Below are 20,895 nucleotides of genomic sequence, written 5' to 3' on the forward strand. Positions count from 1 at the left end.
GCTTGCGCGAGGATCGCGTGGCACCGGCCGCGCCCCCCGGGGACGCGACCGAACCGACGCCGCGTGCGTTGAGGACGCGACGATTCCGCCGTGCGGGTGCGCGCGTGCTAAGATCATTGTCTGCATCGGCGCCGCGCGCTGGGATTTCGAACCCAGATCCCGGCGTCTACGTCGTAGCCCTGGAAAGTCCCGATCGCCCCATGCCTGATCTTCCGTTGCCCATCCTTCGCCTGCCGGCTCTTCGGTTGGCCCTCCCTCTCCTCGGTGCCCTCGTGATCTCGGGCAGCGCCTCGGCCGAACCCACGCCGATCCGCGAGTTGCTCAAGCTCTCCTGCACCGGGGACTACCTGGAGCATTGCAGCATGCACCCGCCCGGCGGGCCGGAGGTCGAGGCCTGCTTCCGCCAGAACCTGCGCAAGCTCTCGCCGGACTGTGCCCGGGCGATCCGGACCTATCAGCGCGAGAAGAAGTCCACCCGCTGAGGGCCGGCCGGGCCTCTCGTCTCGTACCGCTCAGGATCACGCCGTGTCGCAGCCAGAGGCCAGCACGCCGACCGATTCGGACGTCGTCCGGTTCCGCGATGCCGGCGAGGCGGCGCTCGTCGTCGAATTCGGCGCGCGGGTCGATCCGGCCCTGAACGGGCGGGTGCTCGCCCTGGACGCGGCCCTGGGTCAGGACCCGGTCGCCGGCATCCTGGAGACGGTGCCGACCTATCGCTCGCTGATGATCCACTACGACCCGCTGGTGCTGGACCGCGACGCCCTCGCGGCCCGGGTCGGTTGCCTCCTCGACAGGCCCCCGGCAGGAGCGCGCCCCGGCTGCACCTGGACGCTGCCCTGCTGCTACGACCCCGCCGTGGCGGAGGATTTGGCCGAGGACCTCGGGGCCGTCGCCGACTGGGCCGGACTGGCGCCCGCGGAGGTCGCCGCGCGCCACGCGAGCGCGACCTACCGGGTCTACATGTACGGCTTCGCGCCGGGCTTCGCCTATCTGGGCGGCCTGCCGGACGCCCTCGCGATTCCCCGCCGCCAGGTGCCGCGGCCGCCCCATCCCGCCAATGCCCTCCTGGTGGGCGGCGGCCTCGCGGCAGTGGCGACCTTTCCGATGCCCACGGGCTGGTACGTCCTCGGCCGGACCCCGGAGCGGCTCTATTCCGAGGCCCGCCCGCAGAGCTTCCTCGTGGAGCCCGGCGACGGCGTGCGCTTCGAGCCGATCGACGCGGCGACCTTCGCCGCCCTCGAGGACCGGGCGGCGCGCGGGGAGATCCTGGCGCGGAGGGACCCGTGAAGGAAGGGGCCGTGAAGGAAGGGGCCGTGACCGAAGCGCCCGTGACCGAAGCGCCCGTGACCGAGGGGGCCGTGACCGCGGGGCCCGCGGCAGCGGAAGCCACGCTCCGGATCCTCTCGGCCGGGGGCGGCGTCACCCTGCAGGATGCCGGCCGGCACGGTTACCTCCGCTACGGCATCACCCCGGCGGGGCCGATGGACCCCCTCGCCCACGCCACCGCCAACCGCGCCCTCGGCAATGCCCCGGGCGCCACCGCCATCGAGGTCTCCCTCGGCGGGGTGTCGCTCACGACCGAGCGGTCCGCCCTCGACGTCGCCCTGGCAGGCGGCGACCTGCGCATCGACCTCGACGGGCGCGCCCTGCCCGGCGCCGTCGTCCTCACCCTGCGGCCGGGTGCCCGGCTCACCCTCCGGGCGGGCCGGGCCGGGGCCTGGTGCAGCCTCGCGGTGGCGGGGGAGATCGCGGTGGCGCCGGTGCTGGGCTCGACCGCGACCCATACCCGCTCGGGGCTCGGCGGCCTGGACGGACGCGGCCTGCGGGCGGGCGACACCCTCGCGGTCCGGAACCCACGCGTCGCGGTCGGCGACCCGTGCCGCCTCGCGGCCCCCTGGCTCCACCGGCCGCCGGAGGTGATCCGCGTCCTCCCGGGGCCGCAGGACGACCTCTTCGCGGCCTCCGTCCGCGAGGCCTTCCTGGCGGGGCCCTGGCGGATCGGTCCGCGCGGCGACCGCATGGCGACCTTCCTGGAAGGGCCGCCCCTCCGGGCCCGGAGCCACGACATCGTCTCCGACGGCATCGCCATGGGGGCGATCCAGGTCCCGGGCTCGGGCCAGCCCCTGGTGCTCATGGCCGACCGCCAGCCCACCGGCGGCTACCCGAAGATCGCCACGGTGATCGGCGCCGATCTCGGTCGCCTGGCCCAGGCCCAGGCGGGCACGACGCTGCGCTTCGTCGCCGTCGAGCGCGCGCAGGCCGTGGCGGCACGGCGGGCGGAGCGCGACGCCCTGGTCCCGGACATCCCCCGGGACCCCGTGCTGCGCACCGAATTCCCGTCTGAATTCCTGCTCGGGACCAACCTCATCGACGGCGTCGTCGGTTAGGATCGCGTTTCCCGCGGCCTCAGGACCGCGCCGCTGCCGGAGGCACCACCGATGCCGACCATCGACCTGAATGCCGATCTGGGGGAAGGCTTCGGCGCCTATCGCTGCAGCGACGACGCGGCGATGCTCGCCCTCGTCACCTCGGCCAACGTCGCCTGCGGCTTCCATGCCGGCGATCCGGAGATCATGGCCGGGACCTTCGCCCTGGCGCGGGAACGGGGCGTCGCCGTGGGCGCGCATCCGGGCTATCCCGACCTCGCCGGCTTCGGGCGCCGGCCGATGCCGTTCGGCCCGGCCGAGATCGAGCGGCAGGTCGCCTACCAGGTCGGCGCCGCGCAGGCGCTGGCCGCCCTGGCGGGCCATCGCCTGACCTACGTCAAGGCGCACGGGGCGCTGGCCAACCGCGCGGCGGCGGAGCGCGACGTGGCGGATGCGATCGCGCGGGCGGTGCGCGCGGTCGATCCCGGCCTCGGTCTCCTGGCCATCGCCCGGACCGAGCAGGTTGTGGCCGGCGAGGCGGCGGGCCTCGCCGTCCATGCCGAAATCTTCGCCGACCGCGGCTACACCGAGGCGGGCCAGCTGATCCCGCGCGGCCGGACCGGCGCGCTGGTCACGGAGGCCGAGGTGGCGGCGGACCGGGTCCTGGCGATGGTCCAGGCCGGGGGCATCCTCACGGCCGAGGGCACCCTGCTGCCGACGCGGATCGACTCGGTCTGCGTGCACGGCGACAGCGCGCACGCGGTCGGCCTGGCGCGGGCGGTGCGGGCGCGGCTGGAGACCGCCGGGATCACCCTGCGGGGGCTCGATCAGAACCCGCGGGGGCTCGATCAGAACCCACGGGGGCTCGGTCAGAACCCGGTGACGATGCGCCCGTAGGTGGCCTCGGCGAAGGTGTAGATCTGCGCTCCGATGAAGGAGCTGGTCACGAGGAGCACCAGCAGGATCACCACGATCTTCGGCACGAAGGTGAGCGTCACCTCCTGGATCTGCGTCAGCGCCTGCAGCAGCGCCACGGCGATGCCGATCAGCATCGCGGCGCCGATCGCGGGCCCCGCCGCGACGATCACGGTCCAGATCGCGGCGCGCACGAGTTCGAGGGCGTCGACCTCGTTCATCCGGTGGGGTGCCTCATCGTGCGGAGGGTACGGACCGTGTCTAGCCCGGAACCCGTCACTGGGACAGCGAGATGCCCTGCTCCAGGAGCACGTCCTGGCCGTTGGTCAGGCGGGCGAGCGCGCCCTCGCTGGTGATCTTCACCGACTGGACCTCGCCCGAGACGGTGCCGTCCGAGGAGGTGACGGTCCGGCCGATGATCTGGTCGGCCTGCGACAGGAAGCTCGACGAGAGCAGGGAATCCAGCTTAGTGTTGGTCTTGGTCGCCTGCTCCACCTGCGAGAAGGTCGCCAGCTCGCTGACATAGGCCGTGGAATCCATCGGCTTCGTCGGGTCCTGGTTCTTCAGCTGCGTCATCAGCAGGGTCAGGAAGGTGTCGGCGTTCATCGAGGCGGCGATGCCGGTCGCGGACTTGGTGGCGGCGGCGGTGGTGGCCGTCTGGGATGTGGCCGTGCTGGGGACGCTGGCGACGCTCATCGGCGGGCCTCCTGGTTCGATGGCCCGGTCAGGCCGGGTGGACGGGGGATTCGGCGGGCGCGGCCCGAAGCGCCGGGGCCGCGGCCTCTTCCCGTGCGGGGGCGGCCATGAGGGCGGCCTCCGCCGCGTAGAGCCCGCGGATCAGCTTGAGGGCCTCGATCAGCCGGCCCGCCTCGACGAGCTGGCCGGCGCCGAGGACCCCCTCGCGGATCTCCGCATCGGCGACGACGGCGAGGAGACCGGCCTGGAGGGTGCGGCAGAGCGCGCGGGCGCGGTCCGCGTTGGCCGGATCGATCACCAGGGCCTGGACCGCGAAGTAGAGCTGGCGCAGGGGCGTGGTCGCCGCCTCCGCCTGCAGCACGTGGGTCTCGAGCAGGAAGGTCGCGTCGTTCAGAAGCTCCAGGGAGACCTTCCGGTCGACGCGCAGGACTGCGCCGTTCACGTAGACGCGCTCGCCGGCGCGCAGGGACAGGCGCATGGTCCGGCTCACCGCAGGCCGTCCCGGATCGAGGTGTTGACCGCGATCAGCGCCGACAGGGCGCGGTCGGGCTCGGCGATGACGGCGTTGGCCTCGTGCATGCTCCACAGGCCGATGGAGACGAGGTCGGCGCGCAGGTCCGGCGGCAGGCCGTTCTCCTCGCTCTGGAGGTCCTCGATCAACACGCCCCAGAGGCTCTGCAGGAAGCCGGCCGCCATGGCGCGGTCCGTCTGCTGGGCATCGGGCCGGTCGGCGATGCGCATCAGGTCGAGGGCCCGGTCGAAGGCGGCGCGCTCGCGCTCGCGCGCGATGGCCGGGGCCTCCTCCAGGATCTCGGCGTAGGAAAACTGGTACATATCGGTCCTGTCCCGTGTATCCGCGGCCCGCCGCGCCGGGGCGCGGATCGGGCCGATGAGCCGTTGGGGCCGGCGGGGCCTTCGGGGGAAGGCGACCGCCGCCGGGTCGTGACGGGGCTCGGCCGCCCGAGCCCCGCGCTGCGCTAGAGGTAGTTGACGAGAGAGAGCTGCCGCAGCTGCGCGGTCAGGGCGTAGGAGATCTGCACCTGCGTCGACAGGCGGTCGACGCGGGTCTTGGCCTCGGCCTGGTCGACGCCCTCCATGTCGGCGATCTGGGAGGCGAGCAGCGAGGTCTGCGATTCGAGCCGGGTGTTGGCCGCCGTGATCGCGGCCTGCGAGCGGCCGAGATCGGCCTGGAGGGTGATCAGGCCCTTGCTGGCCTCGCCCAGCAGGCCGGCGACCCGCGTGGTCAGGACGCTCTGCGCCGCCGCCGAGAGCGTGTCCGACCCGAGGTCGGAAGCCATCACGTAGGCCATGGCGAGCTTGCGCAGGGCCGGTGCGTTGGCGCTGGCCGAGGTCTCCACCGTCTCGCTGAGCGAGATCTGGTTGGTCAGGGGCGCGGTACCGGCCGCGGACCAGGTCGTCCCCCAGGAGGCCTCGTCGAACAGGCCCTGGAAGGCCGGCCCATCGAGGAAGGCCGCCATGTCGGTCTCCGAGATCGCGCTCACGCCGGGGCTGTCCTGCGACATCCCGAAGGCCGCGCGGAAGGCGGCATCGACGGCGCTCTTCGCCGGGGAGGCCGGGCTCGTCGCGTAGGGGGCCATCGGGGCCTGGGCGGTCCGGTCGCCGCCGAAGACGAACTGGCCGCCCGCGGAGGTGTTGAGCAGCGCGGTGAGGCTGCTGAGCCCGTTCGCCGCCATGTCCCTGAGGACGCCGGCCCGCTTGTCCTCGGGGACGCCCGTCAGCGCCTTCAGGGTGTCGTCGGCCCCGGCCTGGATCTGCTTCAGGACGGCCTGCGAGGTGCCGAGCCGGAGGCTCGCGGCGTTGTTGCTGTCGCGCAGGGCGCCAAGTTCGGCGGTCTTCTGGCGCAGCCCGACGGCGAGGCCGGTGCGGCTGCCGAGCGCCAGGCCGACATCGGCATACCGGCCGGTGACGATCTCCTGGTTGGCCTGCGCCATGTCGGCCTGCATGCGGGCCACGCCGATGCGCGGCGTGTTCCAGAAGCTGAGGGTGGAGAGGGCGTTGGTCCGCATGAGGTCTATCGCACCGCGTCCATCAGGGTTTTCAGGAGATCGTTCACCAGGGTCAGCAGCTTGGCCGAGGCGGTGTAGGACTGTTCGAGTGCGAGGGTGGCGGCTGTCTCGTCGTCGGTGTTGACGCCGGTGGCGCTGGAATAGGCGTCGGAGGCGCGGGCGAGCAGCGTCGACTGGTAGTTCGACTCCGCGGTGGCGGCCTGCCGCTTGGCCGCGAGCCAGCCCACGGACGCGGTGGCGTAATCCTGGAGGCTGCCGCGGGTGGGAAGGTCCGTGGAGCCGTCGAAGGCACGGTCGGCCGTCAGGACCGAGGCCAGCGTCCGCAGGCGGCCGGCGAAGGCGGTGCTCCCGGTGGCCGCCGGGTTCGAGCGGTAATCGGCCCCCGCGATGCCGCCGTCCCGCAGCAGCGCGACGTCGCCGCCGCGCTGCGGATCGACCGCGGCGTTGACCCGGAGCCGGGCGGCCAGACCGACCGCCGCGAGGGGACCGCTCGGGACCGATCCGCCGGCCTCCGCCGCGAACAGGCCGGCCGCCCGCGGCGGGACACCCCCGACGACGCCGAAGCCGACATCCACCAGGATCCTGCCGGCGGTCGCGTCCACGTTCTGGACGGTGAGCCGCGCGGCGGCGCCCGTGGCCGCCGCGGTGGTGAAGGCGAGGCGCCCGGCGCCGTCGAGGGCGGCGGTGACCTTGCCGGCCAGGGAGGGCGTCGCGGTGTCGCCGGCGATCCGGCCGTTGATCGCGGCGACGAGCTCGGCCGGGGTCACCTTGGACAGGTCCGCGGCCGCACCCGCCATCGTGCCGGCATTCAGCACGATCTTCACGGCGGAGCCGTCGGCGAGGCTGAGGGAGAACGCGATCTCGTTGGCGCCGCCGAGATCCGCCGTCCCGGCCGTGCCCGCGGCGGCCCCCGGGCGGAAGGCTTCCGTGGTGGCGAGCGCGGCGAGGCCGCTCACCTGGCGCGTCGACTGGTTCAGGACGCGGGTCCCGGTCTCGGCGAAGGCGTCGACGAGGCTGGCGGCGATCCCGTCGAGCTGGGATTCGTAGCGGGTCGCCACGCCGTCGCGCAGCTCCGCCAGGCCGGCGATGCGGCCGGACTGCACCGGCATCGGGGAATCGGCGCCCGTCACCGGCACGCCGTCGACGATGACGGCGCCCCCGGTCGTGCCGGCGGAGTAGGCGGCGGTGGGAGTGAAGGAGACGCGCCGGGCGCCGCGCTCGAACAGGGGAACGCCGCTGTCGGTGTAGATCGCGACGTCGTTGCCGGCGCGCACGACCGTGGAGATGCCGATCTCCTGCGAGAGGCCGGCGAGGATGCGGTCGCGGTCGTCGAGGGCATCGCTCACGTCGCTGCCGTTCGCGGTCCCGCGGGTGACGACGCGGTTGGCGGCCTCGAACTGGCCCAGGAGATCGTTGATGCGCGAGACCGACTCGGCGAGGTCGGCATCGGCCTGCGTCCGCACGGTCTCGACGGCGGCCGCACTGTTGTTCAGGCTCGTCGCGAGATCGCGGGCCCGGTCGACCGCGTCGCGCGCGAGCGCCACGTTGTCGGGCTGGTTGGCCGCGGCCTTCAGGGCCGCGTTGAGGGCCCCGAGGCGCGCGGCCGGGGAGGTGCCGTCGCCGGTGTCGCCGATGGTGCCCTGGAGGGTGGTGAGACCGTTGAGCACGGCCTCGCTCGCCGCCACGGAGGAGGTCCCGGCGAGCTTGCGGTCGAACAGGGCGAGGTCGGTGGCCCGCTGGATCGAGACCGCGCTGCCGCCGCCGGCCGCCACCAGGTTGGCGATCTTGCGGGTGTAGAACGGGTCGTTCGCCCCGGCCGTGTTGCGCGCGGCGACGGCGATCTGCGTCGAGGTCGCGAGCAGCGAGGTCCGGGCGGAGTTGAGGGCGAGGGCGAGGCCCATCGGGTATGTCCTGGCAAGCGGGCGGGTGGTGGTCGGCGGGCGCCGCCGCACCGGAGGGCGCGGCGGACGGGGTCGCGCGGTTCGGCGCCGAAGTCCGGTTCGGCAATCCGGCCCCGGACTTCGGATGACCTCAGCGCTTGAGGTTCATCAGGGTCTCGAGCAGCTCGTTGCCGGTCATGAACACCTTGGAGTTGGCGGTGTAGACGGTCTGCGACTCGATCATCGAGGTCAGCTCGGTGCTGACGTCGACGTTGGACTGCTCCAGCGCGCTCGCCTTGATGGTGCCGAGGCCGCCGAGGCCGGCGAAGCCGATCTGGAGGTCGCCGGAGTTCAGCGAGGGCAGGTAGACGTTGCCGGCGCGCGGATCGAGATTGTCGGGGCTCTTCACCTCGGCGACCGGGATCTTGAAGGCTTCGAGGCGGGTGCCGTCGGCATAGGTCGCGTAGACGAGGCCGTCCGGGCCGAACTCGGTGCCGGTCACGGCCGAGGGCGCCTTGCCGTTGGCGGTGCCCTTGAGGGCGTCGGCCCCGGCGAGCTGCGTCATGCCGCTCATGTCGAGGGTGAAGGGCTCGCCGCCGGGGATCGTGAAGCTCGCGGTGGTCGAGCCGGTCAGCTTGCCGTCCGCGTTGAACACGAACTGGACCGGCCCGGCCAGGGCCGTCTGGTCCGGCGCATAGACCGCCGCGGTCCAGGTGTTGGGAAGGACCGGAGGCGTCGCGGTGGCATCGGCGGGCGTGTGCTTCAGGTAGATGTCGAGCGTGACGCTGTTGCCGAGCTTGTCGTAGGTGACGAGCGAGGTCTTCTTCGAATAGTTCGTCGGCGACACGGTCCCGCCGAGCGTCGGCGTGTCGGCGGCGAGGTTGCCGCCCACCGTCGCCTTGGTGGAGGGCGAGGCCCGCAGGGCGAGGCTCGCCATGTTCACGGGCACCAGACCGTCGGTGCTGTTGAGGGCGGGGGTGGGCGCCTGGCCGTCGACGAGGCTGTAGCCCATCAGGGTGAAGCCGCCGGCATTGACGAGGTTGCCCGTCGGGCCGTCCACCACGAAGTTGCCGGCGCGGGTCAGGTAGGACGCCTTGTTGTCGTCCTGCACCACGAAGAAGCCGTTGCCCTGGATGGCGAGGTCGGTCTTCGACGAGGTGAAGGTGACCGGGCCCTGGCTGCCGATCGACCGGCGGATCGTGGTCTCGACCGCGCCGGAGGTGTAGTTCGCGGTGGAGCCGCCATCGATCAGCAGGGACGAGAACTCGGCCGCCGAGCGCTTGTAGCCCGTGGTGCTCGAATTCTGGACGTTCTCGGCGACGGTGGAGATGCGGTTCGACTGCGCGTTCATGCCGGAGACGCCGGTGCGCAAAACGCTGATGAGACTCATGACGTCACCTCGGAGACGGGGATCGCGGCGCGGCGCGAAGGACTGGCGGGCACTAAAGGAAGGCAGGCTTGCGCGGGGCTGGACGCCCCGGCGCGACGGGGACGAAACGGGACGGACGTCGGAGCGGGCGGCATCGGCGCCTCAGCTCCGCAGGGATTGGGCGAGTTCGAGGAAGGCATCCTCGCTCGCCGCCATGCCGGGCTCCTGGCGCAGGGCCTCGTAGATCCGCGGCACCAGGAGGATGGCCTGGTCGAGCTCGGCATCCTCGCCGGCGCGGTAGCCGCCCATCAGGCGCAGGTCGCGGGTCTCCTCGAACCGGGCCATCATGGCCTTGAGGCGCCGGACGAGCTCGCGCTGCTCGGGCGTCCAGACCTCCGAGGCGAGGCGCGAGATCGAGCCGAGGAGATGCACGGCCGGATAGCGGCCCTGCTCGGCGATGGCCCGGTCGAGGACCACGTGCCCGTCGAGGGTACCGCGGATCGAGTCCGCCACGGGGTCGTTGTGGTCGTCGCCGTCGACCAGCACCGAGAACACGCCCGTGATGGTGCCGGTGCCGTCGAGGCCGGGGCCGGCCCGCTCAAGGAGGCGGGGCAGGTCGGAGAACACGCTCGGCGGATAGCCTCGCGCCACCGCGGGCTCGCCGGCCGCCAGGGCGACGTCGCGGGCCGCATGGGCGTAGCGGGTCACGGAATCCACGATGAGCAGCACGGACTCGCCGGCATCGCGGAACGACTCCGCGATGGCGAGCGCCATCTTGGGCGCCTGCCGGCGCATCATCGGGCTCTCGTCCCCGGTAGAGACGACGATGACGGACCGGGCCCGGTTGGGCGCCATCGCCCCTTCCAGGAACTCGCGCACCTCGCGGCCGCGCTCGCCCACCAGGGCCACCACGACGCTGTCGAAGCCGGTGGCCCCGGCCAGCATCGCCAGCAGGGTCGACTTGCCGACGCCGGAGCCGGCGAAGATGCCGATGCGCTGGCCGAGGCAGAGGGGGGTGAACAGGTCGAGGGCGCGAACCCCCGTGCGCAGGGGCTTCGTCACCCGCGCCCGCGCCATGGCCGGCGGCGGCGCGGCCTCCAGCGGCACGGCGCGGGAGCCCGGGACGAGGTCGCCGAGGCCGTCGATGGGACGCCCGAGGGCATCGATCACCCGGCCCTTCCAGCTCGGGTCCGGCCGCAGGGTCGGGTCGCCCAGGCGATAGGCCAGGGTTCCGATGCCGGCCTCGATCCGGGTGTCGAACGGCTTCACGGTCACGCCGCCCGCATCCACGCGCACGACCTCGCCGACCTGCTCGCGGCCGTTGGCCAGGAAGCCCATGCGGTCGCCGAGGGTCATGAACGGCGCCACGCCGGCGACGCGGGCCGCGCTGGCGGTGACCTCCTGGATCGGGCCGCCGACCCGAACCAGGGGCAGGGCCTCGCGGCCCCTCGCCAGGGCCGCGCCGAGACGGTCGAGGACATCGGGCATCGGCTCAGCCCTGCGGGCTCAGGGAGCGGATCGCCCCGGAGAAGGTGGTCTCGGTCTCGGAGGTCAGCGTCGCCGCGCTCTCGAAGGCGCGCTGGATGGTGATGAGCTTGGTCATCTCCAGCACCGGGTTGACGTTGGCGCCCTCCACGTAGCCCTGGACCATGCCCGTGCGGGTGAAGTCCTGCACCGGCGTCGCCGGCAGGCTGGTGCTGACGCCGTTGGGTTCGGCGCGGGTGAGTGTGCTCTTCGGGTCGAGGGTGAAGAGACCGATGGCCCCGACCTGGTTGATGCCCTGCGAGACGCTGCCGTCGCGCCCGATGGTGGGCGGACCGGCCTGCGGATCGAGCAGGATCGGCGCGCCGCCGGGATCCAGCATCGGCTGGCCGGTCAGGCTGCGCAGCTGGCCCAGCGCGTCCATCGTCATGCGGCCGTCGCGGGTGTAGACGGGCCCCTTGGCGCCGCGCACCGCGAACCAGGCCTCGCCCTGCACCGCCACGTCGAGGGGGCTGTCCGTCTTGATCGTCGGCCCGGCCCGCTGGGAGATGTAGGTGTCGCCCGAGGAGGTGAAGGCAACGGCGCCCTTGCTGGCCTGGGCGAGGAGCGCGGTGAACTTGGTGTCCTCGGCGCGGTATCCGCTGGTGGACAGGTTGGCGACGTTGTTGGCGACCGTGTTCAGCCGCTTCTCCATCGAGATCTGGGCGGAGAGCGAGACGTAGAGGGCGTTCTGCATGGCGCCTCAATTCCCCGTTCGGATGCGCTGCAGGCTGAGGAGCAGGCTCGCGTCGAGCCCCTGCGTCGCGGAATCGGCGAACAGGTTGAGGACGGGCGCCGCGGTGGCGTTGTTCTGCGCATCCCAGATCGCGGTGAAGCGCTGCACGAAGCGCTGCAGCTTGTCCGGATCCTTGAAGCTCGCGAGATCGACCCGCCTCTCGATGATCGCCGCCTGATTGGCGATGCCGTCCGCGCTGGACACGTCGGGCAGGCCCAGGACGGTCTTGATCACCTGCGACAGGGCCGGGTCGCCCAGCACGCCGTAGCCGGAGGTGACGGTCGGCGCCATGCGGGCGAAGTACAGCGCGAGGCGCACGCCGGCATCCTCGCTGCCGGCATCGGTTTCCAGGCTCTGGCGCAGGTAGGCGGCGGTGGTGTCCGTGGTGGTGGCGGGTAGCGTCGTGGTGAAGGCGCCGTAGGTGTCGAAGTCGAAGGCCTTGGCGAAGGCGACGTAGCGATCGTCGGCGAGGCGGTTGGCGAAGGCCTTCGAATCCGAGACGCCTTCGGTCAGGACCTTGCGCATGAAGGCCTTGGCGTAGGTCATGTCCTCCAGGCCGTAGGCCTTCATCGCGTAGGCGTAGAGGCGCCGGTCTCCAAGGAAGTCGTCGATGGATTTCACGTCGCCGATCTTGGCCTTGTAGTAGGCGGTCTCGCGGGCGACGTCGGGCTGCGCGGCCTTGCGCGCCAGGGTCGCGTCGAGGTCGCGGGCGAGCAGGCTGTAGCTCGTGAAGGTGCTGGTCATGGCAGGGCGCGATCGCTCGTGCGGCGCGGTGGCATCGCCGGATTGCGGAGAGAGGGGTGGGACGGCCGGGCGCGGGCGGCTGCGAGGTCCGGAGCTTCGACGACCGAAGCCGGGGCGGACCCCCTCCCGCATAGGCCGCATGGCTTGCCGGAGGCTGGCGCCGAGCCCGGGCCGCGGGCGACCGTCACAGCGGCGTCGGCCCGATGATCGTCTCCGAGGTGATCACGACCCAGCCGGACCCGGTGGCGCGGATGGAGAGGATGCGGCCCGCGCCCGGCAGCACGGCGCCCGGCACCACCTGCCGGAGGCCTTCCGGACCCTCGACCAGGGCGGCGCCCTCCGTCACCCGGCGCAGGACGTAGCCCCGCCCCTTCGCGGTGGATTCGCTGCGCTCCTCGTCGGCGCGCGGCGGGACGGGGTCGGGCAGCGCGCCGGTGGTGGTCGGATCGAGGTCGAGGGCCGCCTCGCGGACGGGGGTCGCCGTCCGCTTCCAGGCGAAACCGCCGCCCACCGCCGGCAGGAACGGCTGGACCGAGTAGGTGTTCGACGCGCCCGAGATCGCGTAGGCCGCGAAGGTGCCCGAGACCACGGCGAGGCCGAGGCAGAGTCCGATGGCGGCGCGCTCCACGGCGGCGGCCCGGGACCGGCGCAGGATCTCGGCCCCGGCGGACGGCCGGGTGTAGCCGGGACGCGGCGAGAGCGGGGTGGCGGCGCGACGGGAGAGGGTCGTGGTCATGGCCATCGCAAGAGGAAGCCGGCGGACGAGCCGAAACCCTCCCATGTTATAGTTACCAAGGCGTTAAAATCGGGCCCGGATCGACAGTCCGGAAACCCGCTGTTAAGCCTGCCCCGAGATCTCGGACAGGTTCTCAGGCGGGGTCAGGACAGGACGGCGGGGCGATGGCGGATTGGCAGGAGGCGGTTGCCCGGGGAGACCGGCCCGCGCGCACGCCCGCGCCGAAGCGCTTCCGCGTGATGCAGCAGGGGCGCATCGTCCTCGGCCCGGAAAGCCTGGTGCCCTGCATCGTCCGGGACCTCTCGCCGAAGGGCGCCAGCCTGCGCCTGCCGCGCCCGACCCCCCTGCCCGAGCGCTTCGACCTCGTCATCGCCGGCCACGAGCTCCGGACCGTCGCGGTCCAGCTGCGCTGGCAGCGCGCCGACTTCGCCGGCGTCACCTTCCTGGGCCAGGACCGGACCCAAGCCTGAGACCAGGCTCGGAAACGGGCCTGCGACCCGTCCTGGACCGGCATCCGGCGCATCCGGGCACAGGCCCGGGCGATCGCCCTTAAGCTCCTGCTAAGCCGGACCGGTCATAGTCGCCTCATCGGCAAGCGACTGTCCCAGATCGAGACGGAAGCCCCTCGATACGAACGCGGTGGATAGGTTTCGTGGACCTATAGACATGATGTCGTCCCACCGGTCCGGTGAAACTCCGGGATGTATGAAGCAATATTAGGCCTCTGCTCAGAGATGCCTTAGCCCTCGCGGCGTATTGCTCGGCGAAGCACACGAATTCCTTGCAATTCCTGTCAACCGGACATCCTCGCAATGACCAGCCTGCTGACCAACAACGCCGCCATGACGGCGTTGACGACCCTCAAGAGCATCAACACCCAGCTCGACATGACCAGCAACCGGGTCTCGACCGGTCAGCGCGTCTCGAGCGCCGCGGACAACGCCGCCTACTGGTCGATCGCCACCACGGTCCGCACCGACAACGCCTCGCTCTCCGCCGTGAAGGACTCCCTCGGCCTCGGCTCGTCGGCTGTCGACACGGCCTATAACGGCCTCAACAGCATCCTGACCGACATGCAGAACCTGCGCACCAAGCTGCAGACTGCGCTGACCCCCGGCGTCGATCGCGCCAAGGTGCAGGTCGAGATCAAGGCCATCCAGAACAAGATGCAGGCGACCGCCGACTCGTCGACGTCGAGCGGCCAGAACTGGCTCTCGGTCAACTCGGCGGTGAGCAACACCAACTATCAGGCGACGCCGAACATCGTTGCCGGCTTCTCGCGCGCTTCGACCGGCACCGTGACGTTCTCGAACATCATGGTCGACGTCAACGCGATCAAGCTCTTCGATCTCAACGCCAGCAGCATCACCACGGCCGCGACGGCCGGTCAGGTGGTCGGCTCCACCTCGCTCACCGGAACGCCCGCCTTCGCCACGGGCGGCACGGCGGACTTCAGCACCACCAACGAGGTGAGCTTCTCGCTCAGCCTCGCCGATGGCTCCACCGCGAACATCCTGGTCAACAAGACTACGATGGCGTCTGCGGCCGCGGACCTGACCAAGGTCACGACGCAGGAGTTCCTGGACGCGATCAACAACCAGATCGCGGCCGACACGACCACGACGCCGCTCGCCGGCAAGGTGAAGGCCTCCCTCGACTCGGTCGGTCGCCTCGCCTTCACCACGACGGCGACGGGTTCGGGCACCAACGCACAGGTCACCGTCCTGAACCTCGCCGCCAGCGGCGGCAACACCCTCGTCGATGTCGGCTTCGGCGCCGGCACCCCCGCCGCCACCGACGCGCGCACCGGCAAGGGTACGGCGGCCGGCACCACCTCGGGCAAGGGCATCCTCGATACGGTCGACGCGAGCACGAGCTTTGCCGTCAGCACGATCGACATCTCGACCCTGGTCGGGACGGCCGGTGACACGACCCTGCAGAACATCATCACGCAGGTCGAGAAGGCCCTCGCCAAGGTCACCGACGCCGGCACCAAGCTCGGCGCCAACAAGACCCAGATCGACGGCCAGAAGTCCTTCATCGACACCCTGATGAAGGCCAACGACCGCACCATCGGCACCCTCGTCGATGCCGACATCGAGGAGGAGTCCACCAAGCTCAAGGCCCTGCAGACCCAGCAGCAGCTCGGCGTGCAGGCCCTCAGCATCGCCAACGGGGCGAGCCAGAACGTCCTCTCGCTCTTCCGGTAAGGTCGACAGCGCCCCCGGGGAGGTTCCGGGGGCGCCTGACGCAGAAAGGCCACGCCTCCGCGAGGGGGCGTGGCCTTTCTGATTCCGAGTCCCCGCTCCGGAGCGGTCGAGGGGTCCGGCTCAGCCGACGAAGGTGTAGCCGGCCAGCCGCTTGGCCTCGATCGGGTCGTAGCCGAGGCGCATCCGCAGCTTCTTGCGCAGCTTGCTGATGTGGCCCTCGACCACGCTCTCCTCCACGTCGGTGCCGTGGTCGGCATAGACCGCGGTGAAGATCTGCGCCCGGCTGAGTTGCCGGCCGCGATGGCTGGCGAAGTACTCGAGGATATGGCGCTCGCGGCGCGGCAGGATCAGGCTGGTCCCGTCGATCTCGGGATCGCGGCCGTCGGCGAACACCTTGAGGCGACCGCTGCGATCCTGGGCGGCGGGCACCTGGATCTCGCCGCGGATGCCGCGCCGGCGGATCGCCTCGGCCCGGGCCAGGATCTCGCGGACATGGACCGGGCGGCGCACGACGTCGTCGATGCCGGCGGTGAAGAGGTCGAGGGTCTGCTCCAGGGAGCGGGTCTCGTTGAGGGCGATGATCGGGGCCTGGGAGAAGCTGCGGATCACGGCGGTCCGGCCGGCCCGGTCGGCGCATTCGCCGAGCACGATGCCCTGGAGAGCATCCGCCGGGTTTCCGGCGAGCCAGGCCAGGAAATCGTCAGCATTGGAGCTGCGCGCCGGAACCGACTGCGCGTTGAAGCCCGCCACGTACTCGGCGGCCACCGAGTGCCGCTCATCCACCACGATATACATTTCAGCGCCCCGCCGAAAACGAACTGTTATGCAAACCCGCCTGGCGATCACCTTGGATGGGGAGCGACTTCGTTGTTCGCCCTTCCAATCCAGGTTTTACTTGATGATGACTTCGCAGCGGCATCTCTGCGAGGGATGTATTCGCTGCCGTCAGGCTGTTTGCGTTGGAAATGTTTCTTTAAGGAAATGGTTAATTTTGCATTAAGTGGTTCGGCGTCCTGTGATCCCGGGCCGATTTTCGGGCCTTTGGCATACCAAGAGAGGCCTCCAGCCCAACCGATGTGACAAATCGATCACGGTTTCGCGAGCGGGCGGGCGCGCCCGTTCCATGCCGAACGAATCGCGCGGATGGCGGGCGGGACGTGTCCGGATCGCCGGATTCGACGGATCGCGCGGGGCCGATGGCCGCCGGGCGCGACTATCCCCGGGCGCTCCGGGCCGCGGGGGGCGCCAGGGTCTCGCCCAGGAGTTCGATCTGGGCGACGAGGCGGGTCAGGCCTTCGCTGCGGGGCACGGAGGGCATCGGCGGCGACGGGTCTTCACCCTCGCCCCCGAGGGTCGACAGGGTCGCGGTGATCCAGCCGCTCCAGGCCGCGAGGGCCTCGGGCTCGGCCACCTCGACGGCGTAGCGCAGGGCCATGAGGCGGGCCGAAATCCGCCGCAGGGTGGCGTCCGCCACCATGGCGGATTCCACCTGGGGGTGTCGCCCGGCCCGGGGCTGCTGCAGGGCTCGGGCAAGCGCGGCTTCGAGGTCGTTGAGGGCGAGGCCGGCGCCCCGGGCGGCCTGGGCCCGCAGGCCGCTGGCCTCCGCCTCCGATCCGGCGCAGAGAACCGCCCGGGCGAAGGCCGCATGGGCCCGCACCGCCTTGCGCAGTTCGAGGCGCACCTGATCGGGCTCCCAGATCGGCCAGAGCACGAGGGCGCTCGCCACCGCGATGAGGCCGCCGAGGAGGGTGAGGAGCGCGCGCATCCCGGCCACCTCCCAGGAACCGTGCCCGGGCTCCACCACCTCGACGAGGAGGACCACGAGGGGGGTCAGGCAGGCGATGAAGACGCCGTAGCTGACCTGCCGGGCGGCGAAGCCGATGATGCTCAAGGGAAAGACCAAGGCGGCCAGGGCCAGGGGCGAGGTGGCGAAGCTGGCGAGGATCGCCCCGATCAGGCCACCCAGCACCGTGCCGCCGATCCGCTCCAGGGCCCGCTGCCAGGTGGCGGCGTAGAAGGGCTGCATCGTCAGCACCACCGTCATGGTCAGCCAGTGGGCGAAGGGCCCGGCCCAGACCAGGGTGGCCCAGAGGGCGGGGGCCGCCACCACGGTGGCGCGCACGGCATGGCGCAGGTTGGCGGAGGCGAAGGTGAAGTTGGTGCTGAGCGGGCCGAGGAGGCGGGTCCCGAGGGGAAGGCTCGCCCGGCCCAGCAGGGCGCCGCCGGGCCGGTAGCCGTCCGGCGTGGAGAGCTTGGCGCCGATGCGGACGCGGTCGAGGATCCGGGTGGCGAGATCGTGCAGCCCGCGGTCATGGGCGAGGCGCCGGGTGCTCCGGTCGATCGCCCGGTCCAGGCGGGCGAGGTCGATCACGCTGTCGTCGCGGATGGCCCGGGCGATCACCCCGAGGAGCGGTCGGAGCCGGCGCAGGAGGCGGCGCGCCATCCGGCGCCGGCGCGGGTCCGGCTCGCCCTCGATGAGGTCCGAGAGGGCGATGAGGGCGGCGAAGATCTGCTCCGCCGCCTCCAGGCGGATCAGGGCCTGGGCGGTGCGGTCGGAGATGCGCTCGCGGCTGCGGGCGAGGTCGACGATCACCGTGCGGGCCTGCTCGATCGCCTCGCGCACGCCCCGGCGGTGGGCGCGGGCATGCCGGTCGAAGGCCTGGAGGTCGAAGGTCTGGCGGTCGAAGATCTGGCGGGCCCCGCCGCCCGCATTCCGGGTCTCGGGCTTCTCCGGCCAGGCCAGGGAGGCGAGGTCCTCGAGATCGTCGCAGAGGCGGGTCAGGCGGCGCCAGACCTCGGCCACCGCGCGATGCGTCGGACGATAGGGATGGAGGCGCCACAGCAGGAGCGCCAGCAGCGTCGCCCACAGGCCTCCGGCGGTGAAGACCAGCCCGGCCACCAGGGCCTGGTCGGGCGTGAGCGGCCGGTCGAGGGCGAAGCACAGCACCAGAACGAGGACGTTGCCGGCGGCCTGGGCCTGCACGCCCCAGACCCGGGCATAGGTGCAGCCGAAGATGACGATGCCGGCGAGCGGCACCACCGGGACCGGCCCGAGCGGCTGCATCAGGCCGAACAGCCCCCAGATGAGTCCGCCGAGGAGCGAGAAGACCGTGAGCACGAGGAGGCGCGAGCGCATCGGCCCGCCCGCATCGGCGAAGCAGGCGAGGTTGGCCGCGAGCGCCACGGTGAGGAGCGGCGGCCACGGAAACCATTCGTGCAGCAGAATGACGAGGCCGAAGGCCAGGGCCGCCCGCACCCCGTCGACGAGGCTGAGGCCGCGGGGGTCGAGGCCGATCGGCAGGCGCGTGAGGTCGAGCCCCGGATTGGTCAGCGTGCCGCGGCCGCGCAGGAAGGCGGCCGCGCGCATCCGCCGGCGCCGGCCGGCCTGGGGGCCGGTCGGGGCGGTGGCGGACGAACCTGGCGCGGACCGGCTGGACGCGGACGGGGTGGAAGACGGGGGCATCGCGGACGTCAGGAACTCCGGGAGGGCGCAGGCCCGCCGTACATCCGCGATCTAGGGCGTCTTCGCCCCGCCTGGAACCGCCAGGCTCGGCACGGGAGCCCTGCGTGACGCGGGAGCCTTCCGGCTCCCGCAGGGCTCGGCGCCGGTGCGGGCGATCAGATCGCGCTGCCCTTCTCGACCACGGTCGTGTTCACCACGTCCGCGGGCTCGTAGAGCCAGCGCGTCATGGCCCCCGCCGCCATCGCGCCGACGATCGGCGCGAGCCAGAACAGCCAGAGTTGCGCCACGTACTCGCCCCCCGCGATCAGGGCCGGACCGGTGCTGCGCGCCGGATTGACCGAAGTGTTGGTCACCGGGATCGAGATCAGGTGGATCAGCACCAGGGCGAACCCGATCGGGATGCCGGCAAAGCCCGTCGCGGCCCCCTTCGAGGTGGTGCCGACGATGATGACGAGGAAGAAGAACGTCGTGAGGAACTCGGTGATGAGGCAGGCCGCGAGGCTGTACTTGCCCGGGCTCAGCTCGCCGTAGCCGTTCGACGCGAACCCGTTCGGCACCCACCCGGCCTTGCCCGAGGCGATCGAATAGAGGACGACCGCCGCCAGGAGCGCCCCCGTCACCTGGGCGACGATGTAGGGCAGGACGTGCCGGTTGGCGCAGCGCTGGGCCGACCACAGCCCGAGGGTCACGGCCGGGTTGAAGTGCCCGCCGGAGATGTGCCCCACCGCGTAGGCCATCGTCAGCACCGTGAGGCCGAAGGCCAGGGCGACCCCGAGGAAGCCGATCCCGAGTTCGGGGAAGGCCGCCGACAGGATTGCGGCGCCGCAGCCGCCGAAAGTCAGCCAGAACGTCCCGAAGAACTCGGCGGTCGCCCGCCGCATCGTATCGTGATCCATGACGCTGCCTCCCGCTCGCATGATGCGAGGCGCTCGTCCCATGGCGGGTTCGCCGCCACCGTCGGCACGACGCGAGACCGAATCCCCTGCGCCGCCGAACCGGCGACGTATCGAGGATTACACAGTCGCCGAATGACAGCAACGACGCCGAGAGATCAAATTGTCACGTACCTTCCTCGCACTGAAAACTGCCATATCTCAGTTTTCGGCGGCGAAGGTCCGGCCCAGAGACTGATTAGGTGAGGCACCCTGACGGACGGAGATCGATGCGCGGGCCATCCCTGTCAGGGCGAGGGGTCTCGGGGCCCGGTGTTCGGGTGCCGCCCATCGGCCCGCGGCAAGCCGATCTTCGGAAGGCGGCCGGACAGGAGGCGTGCCCCGGCTCGGCGCGGACGCCGCGCCAAGGTATGCAGGACGCGGCGTCCGCGCAGAGGTCTCTGCGCGGGTCCGGCCCGCGCCGCGGTGCCGAATCGTCGACCTCGCCGGTTCAGGCCGCGACCGTCAGGTCCCGGCCGTGAACCGCGTCCCGGTCGTCGGATTTTGCGTCAGAATTTGCCGCCGAGCCCGACGCTGCCGCTCTGGCCCATCTGCGGGGCGAGGCCGCCGGAGCTCGTCCGGGTCGTCGTCTCGCCCTCGATATCCTCGCGCCGGATCCGACGCTCCTCGTTCGCGGCCGCGCGGGTCTGGCCGCCGGCGGAGCTCGGCAGGTTGAGGCGGCGCGTCGGCGCGGTCTGCAGCGGGGCGCCGTCGGGATCGACCTCGGCGGAGCGGCTGCGCTGGGGGCCCGGAACGGCGCCGCGCATGGAGGGCGGCGGCCCGACTTCCGTCTCGGGCATCACGCCACCACCACCGCCGAGCGCTTGGCACCCGGCGAGCGCGGCGGCAACGAGCGCGACGGCGCAGGCTCTGGACGGAAGGGACATCGTTTCTGGTCCTCGGTAACACCGGCGACCGCATTCGGACGCCCACGCAAGCTAATCGCCTCTGTACGACGCAGTTTTGTCGAAAACCAGACACGCTCCGGTGCGTCAGAGGATTGCGGCCACGCTTGGGCCGGTGCACGCTCGGCTCGGCATCAGCGTGCTGGTGTCGGAACGAAGATCGGTCGCAGCCCGGTCCGTTTCTTGCGCGCGATCACGTCGTCCTGCCGCCTCCGGGGTCCATCTCGACCCGTCCCGGGGATCGCAGGAGGACACCGCTCGCATGTCCATTCCTGTCGCCCATCCACAACTTCGCCTTGGTCCACGCGCAATGAGGCCGGAACCGCCCGTGTGGCGGAACCCGCCGCCCAAGCTGCCATTGTGTCAGGCCGGCGAGACGCACCACTCGGGGAACG

22 protein-coding genes are annotated in these 20,895 nt (G+C 71.7%); 7 read left to right on the forward strand and 15 right to left on the reverse strand.

Translation table 11 applies throughout. The features are described from left to right. Nucleotides 1–245 precede the first annotated feature (245 nt). The 4 genes from AC1MGR_RS23850 (at nt 246) to AC1MGR_RS23865 (ending at nt 3,263) form a co-directional block, all read left to right on the forward strand. Nucleotides 246–482 (forward strand): hypothetical protein, encoded by a 237-nt coding sequence (locus AC1MGR_RS23850; protein ID WP_480233183.1) that lies wholly within the window; start codon nt 246–248, stop codon nt 480–482. A 43-nt stretch (nt 483–525) separates the two neighbouring features. Further along, nucleotides 526–1,287 carry a 5-oxoprolinase subunit B family protein gene (locus AC1MGR_RS23855; protein WP_480233184.1) on the forward strand — a complete coding sequence of 254 codons (762 nt, stop codon included), beginning with the start codon at nt 526–528 and terminating at the stop codon, nt 1,285–1,287. 71 nt (nt 1,288–1,358) lie between these two features. After that, nucleotides 1,359–2,387 carry a 5-oxoprolinase subunit C family protein gene (locus tag AC1MGR_RS23860; RefSeq protein WP_480234887.1) on the forward strand — a complete coding sequence of 343 codons (1,029 nt, stop codon included), beginning with the start codon at nt 1,359–1,361 and terminating at the stop codon, nt 2,385–2,387. Nucleotides 2,388–2,438: 51 nt separating this feature from the next. After that, nucleotides 2,439–3,263, forward strand: coding sequence for a 5-oxoprolinase subunit PxpA (locus AC1MGR_RS23865; protein ID WP_480233185.1), 825 nt, complete (start codon nt 2,439–2,441; stop codon nt 3,261–3,263). Here AC1MGR_RS23865 and AC1MGR_RS23870 read toward each other — a convergent pair. From AC1MGR_RS23870 to flgK, 6 genes are all read right to left on the reverse strand, one after another. Continuing rightward, nucleotides 3,236–3,502 carry a flagellar biosynthetic protein FliQ gene (locus AC1MGR_RS23870; protein WP_055957424.1) on the reverse strand — a complete coding sequence of 89 codons (267 nt, stop codon included), beginning with the start codon at nt 3,500–3,502 and terminating at the stop codon, nt 3,236–3,238. The genes AC1MGR_RS23865 and AC1MGR_RS23870 overlap by 28 nt on opposite strands. Nucleotides 3,503–3,557: 55 nt before the next feature. Beyond that, a complete protein-coding gene (flgD, locus tag AC1MGR_RS23875) occupies nt 3,558–3,977 on the reverse strand; it encodes a flagellar hook assembly protein FlgD (protein WP_108039945.1) in 420 nt (139 codons plus the stop codon). 28 nt (nt 3,978–4,005) lie between these two features. After that, nucleotides 4,006–4,455 carry a flagellar biosynthesis repressor FlbT gene (gene flbT, locus AC1MGR_RS23880; protein ID WP_480234888.1) on the reverse strand — a complete coding sequence of 150 codons (450 nt, stop codon included), beginning with the start codon at nt 4,453–4,455 and terminating at the stop codon, nt 4,006–4,008. Between the two features lie 8 nt (nt 4,456–4,463). Then, nucleotides 4,464–4,811, reverse strand: a complete 348-nt coding sequence (gene flaF, locus AC1MGR_RS23885) for a flagellar biosynthesis regulator FlaF (RefSeq protein ID WP_108039949.1) — start codon at nt 4,809–4,811, stop codon at nt 4,464–4,466. A 143-nt stretch (nt 4,812–4,954) separates the two neighbouring features. Beyond that, nucleotides 4,955–6,004, reverse strand: a complete 1,050-nt coding sequence (locus tag AC1MGR_RS23890) for a flagellar hook-associated family protein (protein WP_108039951.1) — start codon at nt 6,002–6,004, stop codon at nt 4,955–4,957. Between the two features lie 5 nt (nt 6,005–6,009). Continuing rightward, a complete protein-coding gene (flgK, locus tag AC1MGR_RS23895; RefSeq protein WP_480233186.1) occupies nt 6,010–7,905 on the reverse strand; it encodes a flagellar hook-associated protein FlgK in 1,896 nt (631 codons plus the stop codon). A 5-nt stretch (nt 7,906–7,910) separates the two neighbouring features. On the opposite strand from flgK, the gene AC1MGR_RS23900 reads away from it, so the two are divergent. After that, on the forward strand, nt 7,911–8,033 hold the full coding sequence (locus AC1MGR_RS23900) for a hypothetical protein (RefSeq protein ID WP_480233187.1): 123 nt from the start codon (nt 7,911–7,913) through the stop codon (nt 8,031–8,033). A gap of 2 nt (nt 8,034–8,035) precedes the next feature. Here AC1MGR_RS23900 and AC1MGR_RS23905 read toward each other — a convergent pair whose 3' ends face one another. The 5 genes from AC1MGR_RS23905 to AC1MGR_RS23925 form a co-directional block, all read right to left on the reverse strand. After that, nucleotides 8,036–9,274 carry a flagellar hook protein FlgE gene (locus AC1MGR_RS23905; RefSeq protein ID WP_108039955.1) on the reverse strand — a complete coding sequence of 413 codons (1,239 nt, stop codon included), beginning with the start codon at nt 9,272–9,274 and terminating at the stop codon, nt 8,036–8,038. Between the two features lie 141 nt (nt 9,275–9,415). Next, nucleotides 9,416–10,741, reverse strand: a complete 1,326-nt coding sequence (gene fliI / locus AC1MGR_RS23910; protein ID WP_108039957.1) for a flagellar protein export ATPase FliI — start codon at nt 10,739–10,741, stop codon at nt 9,416–9,418. Between the two features lie 4 nt (nt 10,742–10,745). Further along, nucleotides 10,746–11,471, reverse strand: coding sequence for a flagellar basal-body rod protein FlgF (gene flgF / locus AC1MGR_RS23915; RefSeq protein ID WP_108039959.1), 726 nt, complete (start codon nt 11,469–11,471; stop codon nt 10,746–10,748). A 6-nt stretch (nt 11,472–11,477) separates the two neighbouring features. After that, a complete protein-coding gene (locus AC1MGR_RS23920; protein ID WP_480233188.1) occupies nt 11,478–12,254 on the reverse strand; it encodes a DUF1217 domain-containing protein in 777 nt (258 codons plus the stop codon). A gap of 184 nt (nt 12,255–12,438) precedes the next feature. Beyond that, nucleotides 12,439–12,990, reverse strand: coding sequence for a hypothetical protein (locus tag AC1MGR_RS23925; protein WP_480233189.1), 552 nt, complete (start codon nt 12,988–12,990; stop codon nt 12,439–12,441). 164 nt (nt 12,991–13,154) lie between these two features. Between AC1MGR_RS23925 and AC1MGR_RS23930 the strand changes: the two genes are divergently transcribed. Beyond that, nucleotides 13,155–13,460: a PilZ domain-containing protein gene (locus AC1MGR_RS23930; protein ID WP_108039963.1), complete on the forward strand. Its 306-nt coding sequence runs from the start codon at nt 13,155–13,157 to the stop codon at nt 13,458–13,460. Between the two features lie 342 nt (nt 13,461–13,802). Then, nucleotides 13,803–15,200 (forward strand): flagellin N-terminal helical domain-containing protein, encoded by a 1,398-nt coding sequence (locus AC1MGR_RS23935; RefSeq protein ID WP_108039965.1) that lies wholly within the window; start codon nt 13,803–13,805, stop codon nt 15,198–15,200. A gap of 120 nt (nt 15,201–15,320) precedes the next feature. On the opposite strand, the gene AC1MGR_RS23940 is transcribed toward AC1MGR_RS23935, so the two are convergent. The 4 genes from AC1MGR_RS23940 to AC1MGR_RS23955 form a co-directional block, all read right to left on the reverse strand. Further along, nucleotides 15,321–15,995 carry a response regulator transcription factor gene (locus AC1MGR_RS23940; protein ID WP_108039967.1) on the reverse strand — a complete coding sequence of 225 codons (675 nt, stop codon included), beginning with the start codon at nt 15,993–15,995 and terminating at the stop codon, nt 15,321–15,323. Nucleotides 15,996–16,413: 418 nt separating this feature from the next. After that, a complete protein-coding gene (locus tag AC1MGR_RS23945; RefSeq protein ID WP_480233190.1) occupies nt 16,414–18,567 on the reverse strand; it encodes an FUSC family protein in 2,154 nt (717 codons plus the stop codon). A 251-nt stretch (nt 18,568–18,818) separates the two neighbouring features. Beyond that, nucleotides 18,819–19,559: an aquaporin Z gene (gene aqpZ, locus AC1MGR_RS23950; RefSeq protein WP_108039971.1), complete on the reverse strand. Its 741-nt coding sequence runs from the start codon at nt 19,557–19,559 to the stop codon at nt 18,819–18,821. A 545-nt stretch (nt 19,560–20,104) separates the two neighbouring features. Then, entirely contained in the window at nt 20,105–20,482 is a 378-nt protein-coding gene (locus AC1MGR_RS23955) for a hypothetical protein (protein ID WP_108039973.1), read from the reverse strand. Nucleotides 20,483–20,895: the final 413 nt, after the last annotated feature.

It is taken from the genome of Methylobacterium sp. BI1, assembly GCF_056680125.1.

Coding starts and splice junctions, on each gene's coding strand:
- AC1MGR_RS23865 (WP_480233185.1), top strand. CDS start 2,439: ATGCCGACCATCGACCTGAATGCCGATCTGGGGGAAGGCTTCGGCGCC.
- AC1MGR_RS23870 (WP_055957424.1), bottom strand. CDS start 3,502: ATGAACGAGGTCGACGCCCTCGAACTCGTGCGCGCCGCGATCTGGACC.
- flgD (WP_108039945.1), bottom strand. CDS start 3,977: ATGAGCGTCGCCAGCGTCCCCAGCACGGCCACATCCCAGACGGCCACC.
- flbT (WP_480234888.1), bottom strand. CDS start 4,455: ATGCGCCTGTCCCTGCGCGCCGGCGAGCGCGTCTACGTGAACGGCGCA.
- flaF (WP_108039949.1), bottom strand. CDS start 4,811: ATGTACCAGTTTTCCTACGCCGAGATCCTGGAGGAGGCCCCGGCCATC.
- AC1MGR_RS23890 (WP_108039951.1), bottom strand. CDS start 6,004: ATGCGGACCAACGCCCTCTCCACCCTCAGCTTCTGGAACACGCCGCGC.
- flgK (WP_480233186.1), bottom strand. CDS start 7,905: ATGGGCCTCGCCCTCGCCCTCAACTCCGCCCGGACCTCGCTGCTCGCG.
- AC1MGR_RS23900 (WP_480233187.1), top strand. CDS start 7,911: ATGTCCTGGCAAGCGGGCGGGTGGTGGTCGGCGGGCGCCGCCGCACCG.
- AC1MGR_RS23905 (WP_108039955.1), bottom strand. CDS start 9,274: ATGAGTCTCATCAGCGTTTTGCGCACCGGCGTCTCCGGCATGAACGCG.
- fliI (WP_108039957.1), bottom strand. CDS start 10,741: ATGCCCGATGTCCTCGACCGTCTCGGCGCGGCCCTGGCGAGGGGCCGC.
- flgF (WP_108039959.1), bottom strand. CDS start 11,471: ATGCAGAACGCCCTCTACGTCTCGCTCTCCGCCCAGATCTCGATGGAG.
- AC1MGR_RS23920 (WP_480233188.1), bottom strand. CDS start 12,254: ATGACCAGCACCTTCACGAGCTACAGCCTGCTCGCCCGCGACCTCGAC.
- AC1MGR_RS23925 (WP_480233189.1), bottom strand. CDS start 12,990: ATGACCACGACCCTCTCCCGTCGCGCCGCCACCCCGCTCTCGCCGCGT.
- AC1MGR_RS23930 (WP_108039963.1), top strand. CDS start 13,155: ATGGCGGATTGGCAGGAGGCGGTTGCCCGGGGAGACCGGCCCGCGCGC.
- AC1MGR_RS23935 (WP_108039965.1), top strand. CDS start 13,803: ATGACCAGCCTGCTGACCAACAACGCCGCCATGACGGCGTTGACGACC.
- AC1MGR_RS23940 (WP_108039967.1), bottom strand. CDS start 15,995: ATGTATATCGTGGTGGATGAGCGGCACTCGGTGGCCGCCGAGTACGTG.
- AC1MGR_RS23945 (WP_480233190.1), bottom strand. CDS start 18,567: ATGCGCGCGGCCGCCTTCCTGCGCGGCCGCGGCACGCTGACCAATCCG.
- aqpZ (WP_108039971.1), bottom strand. CDS start 19,559: ATGGATCACGATACGATGCGGCGGGCGACCGCCGAGTTCTTCGGGACG.
- AC1MGR_RS23955 (WP_108039973.1), bottom strand. CDS start 20,482: ATGTCCCTTCCGTCCAGAGCCTGCGCCGTCGCGCTCGTTGCCGCCGCG.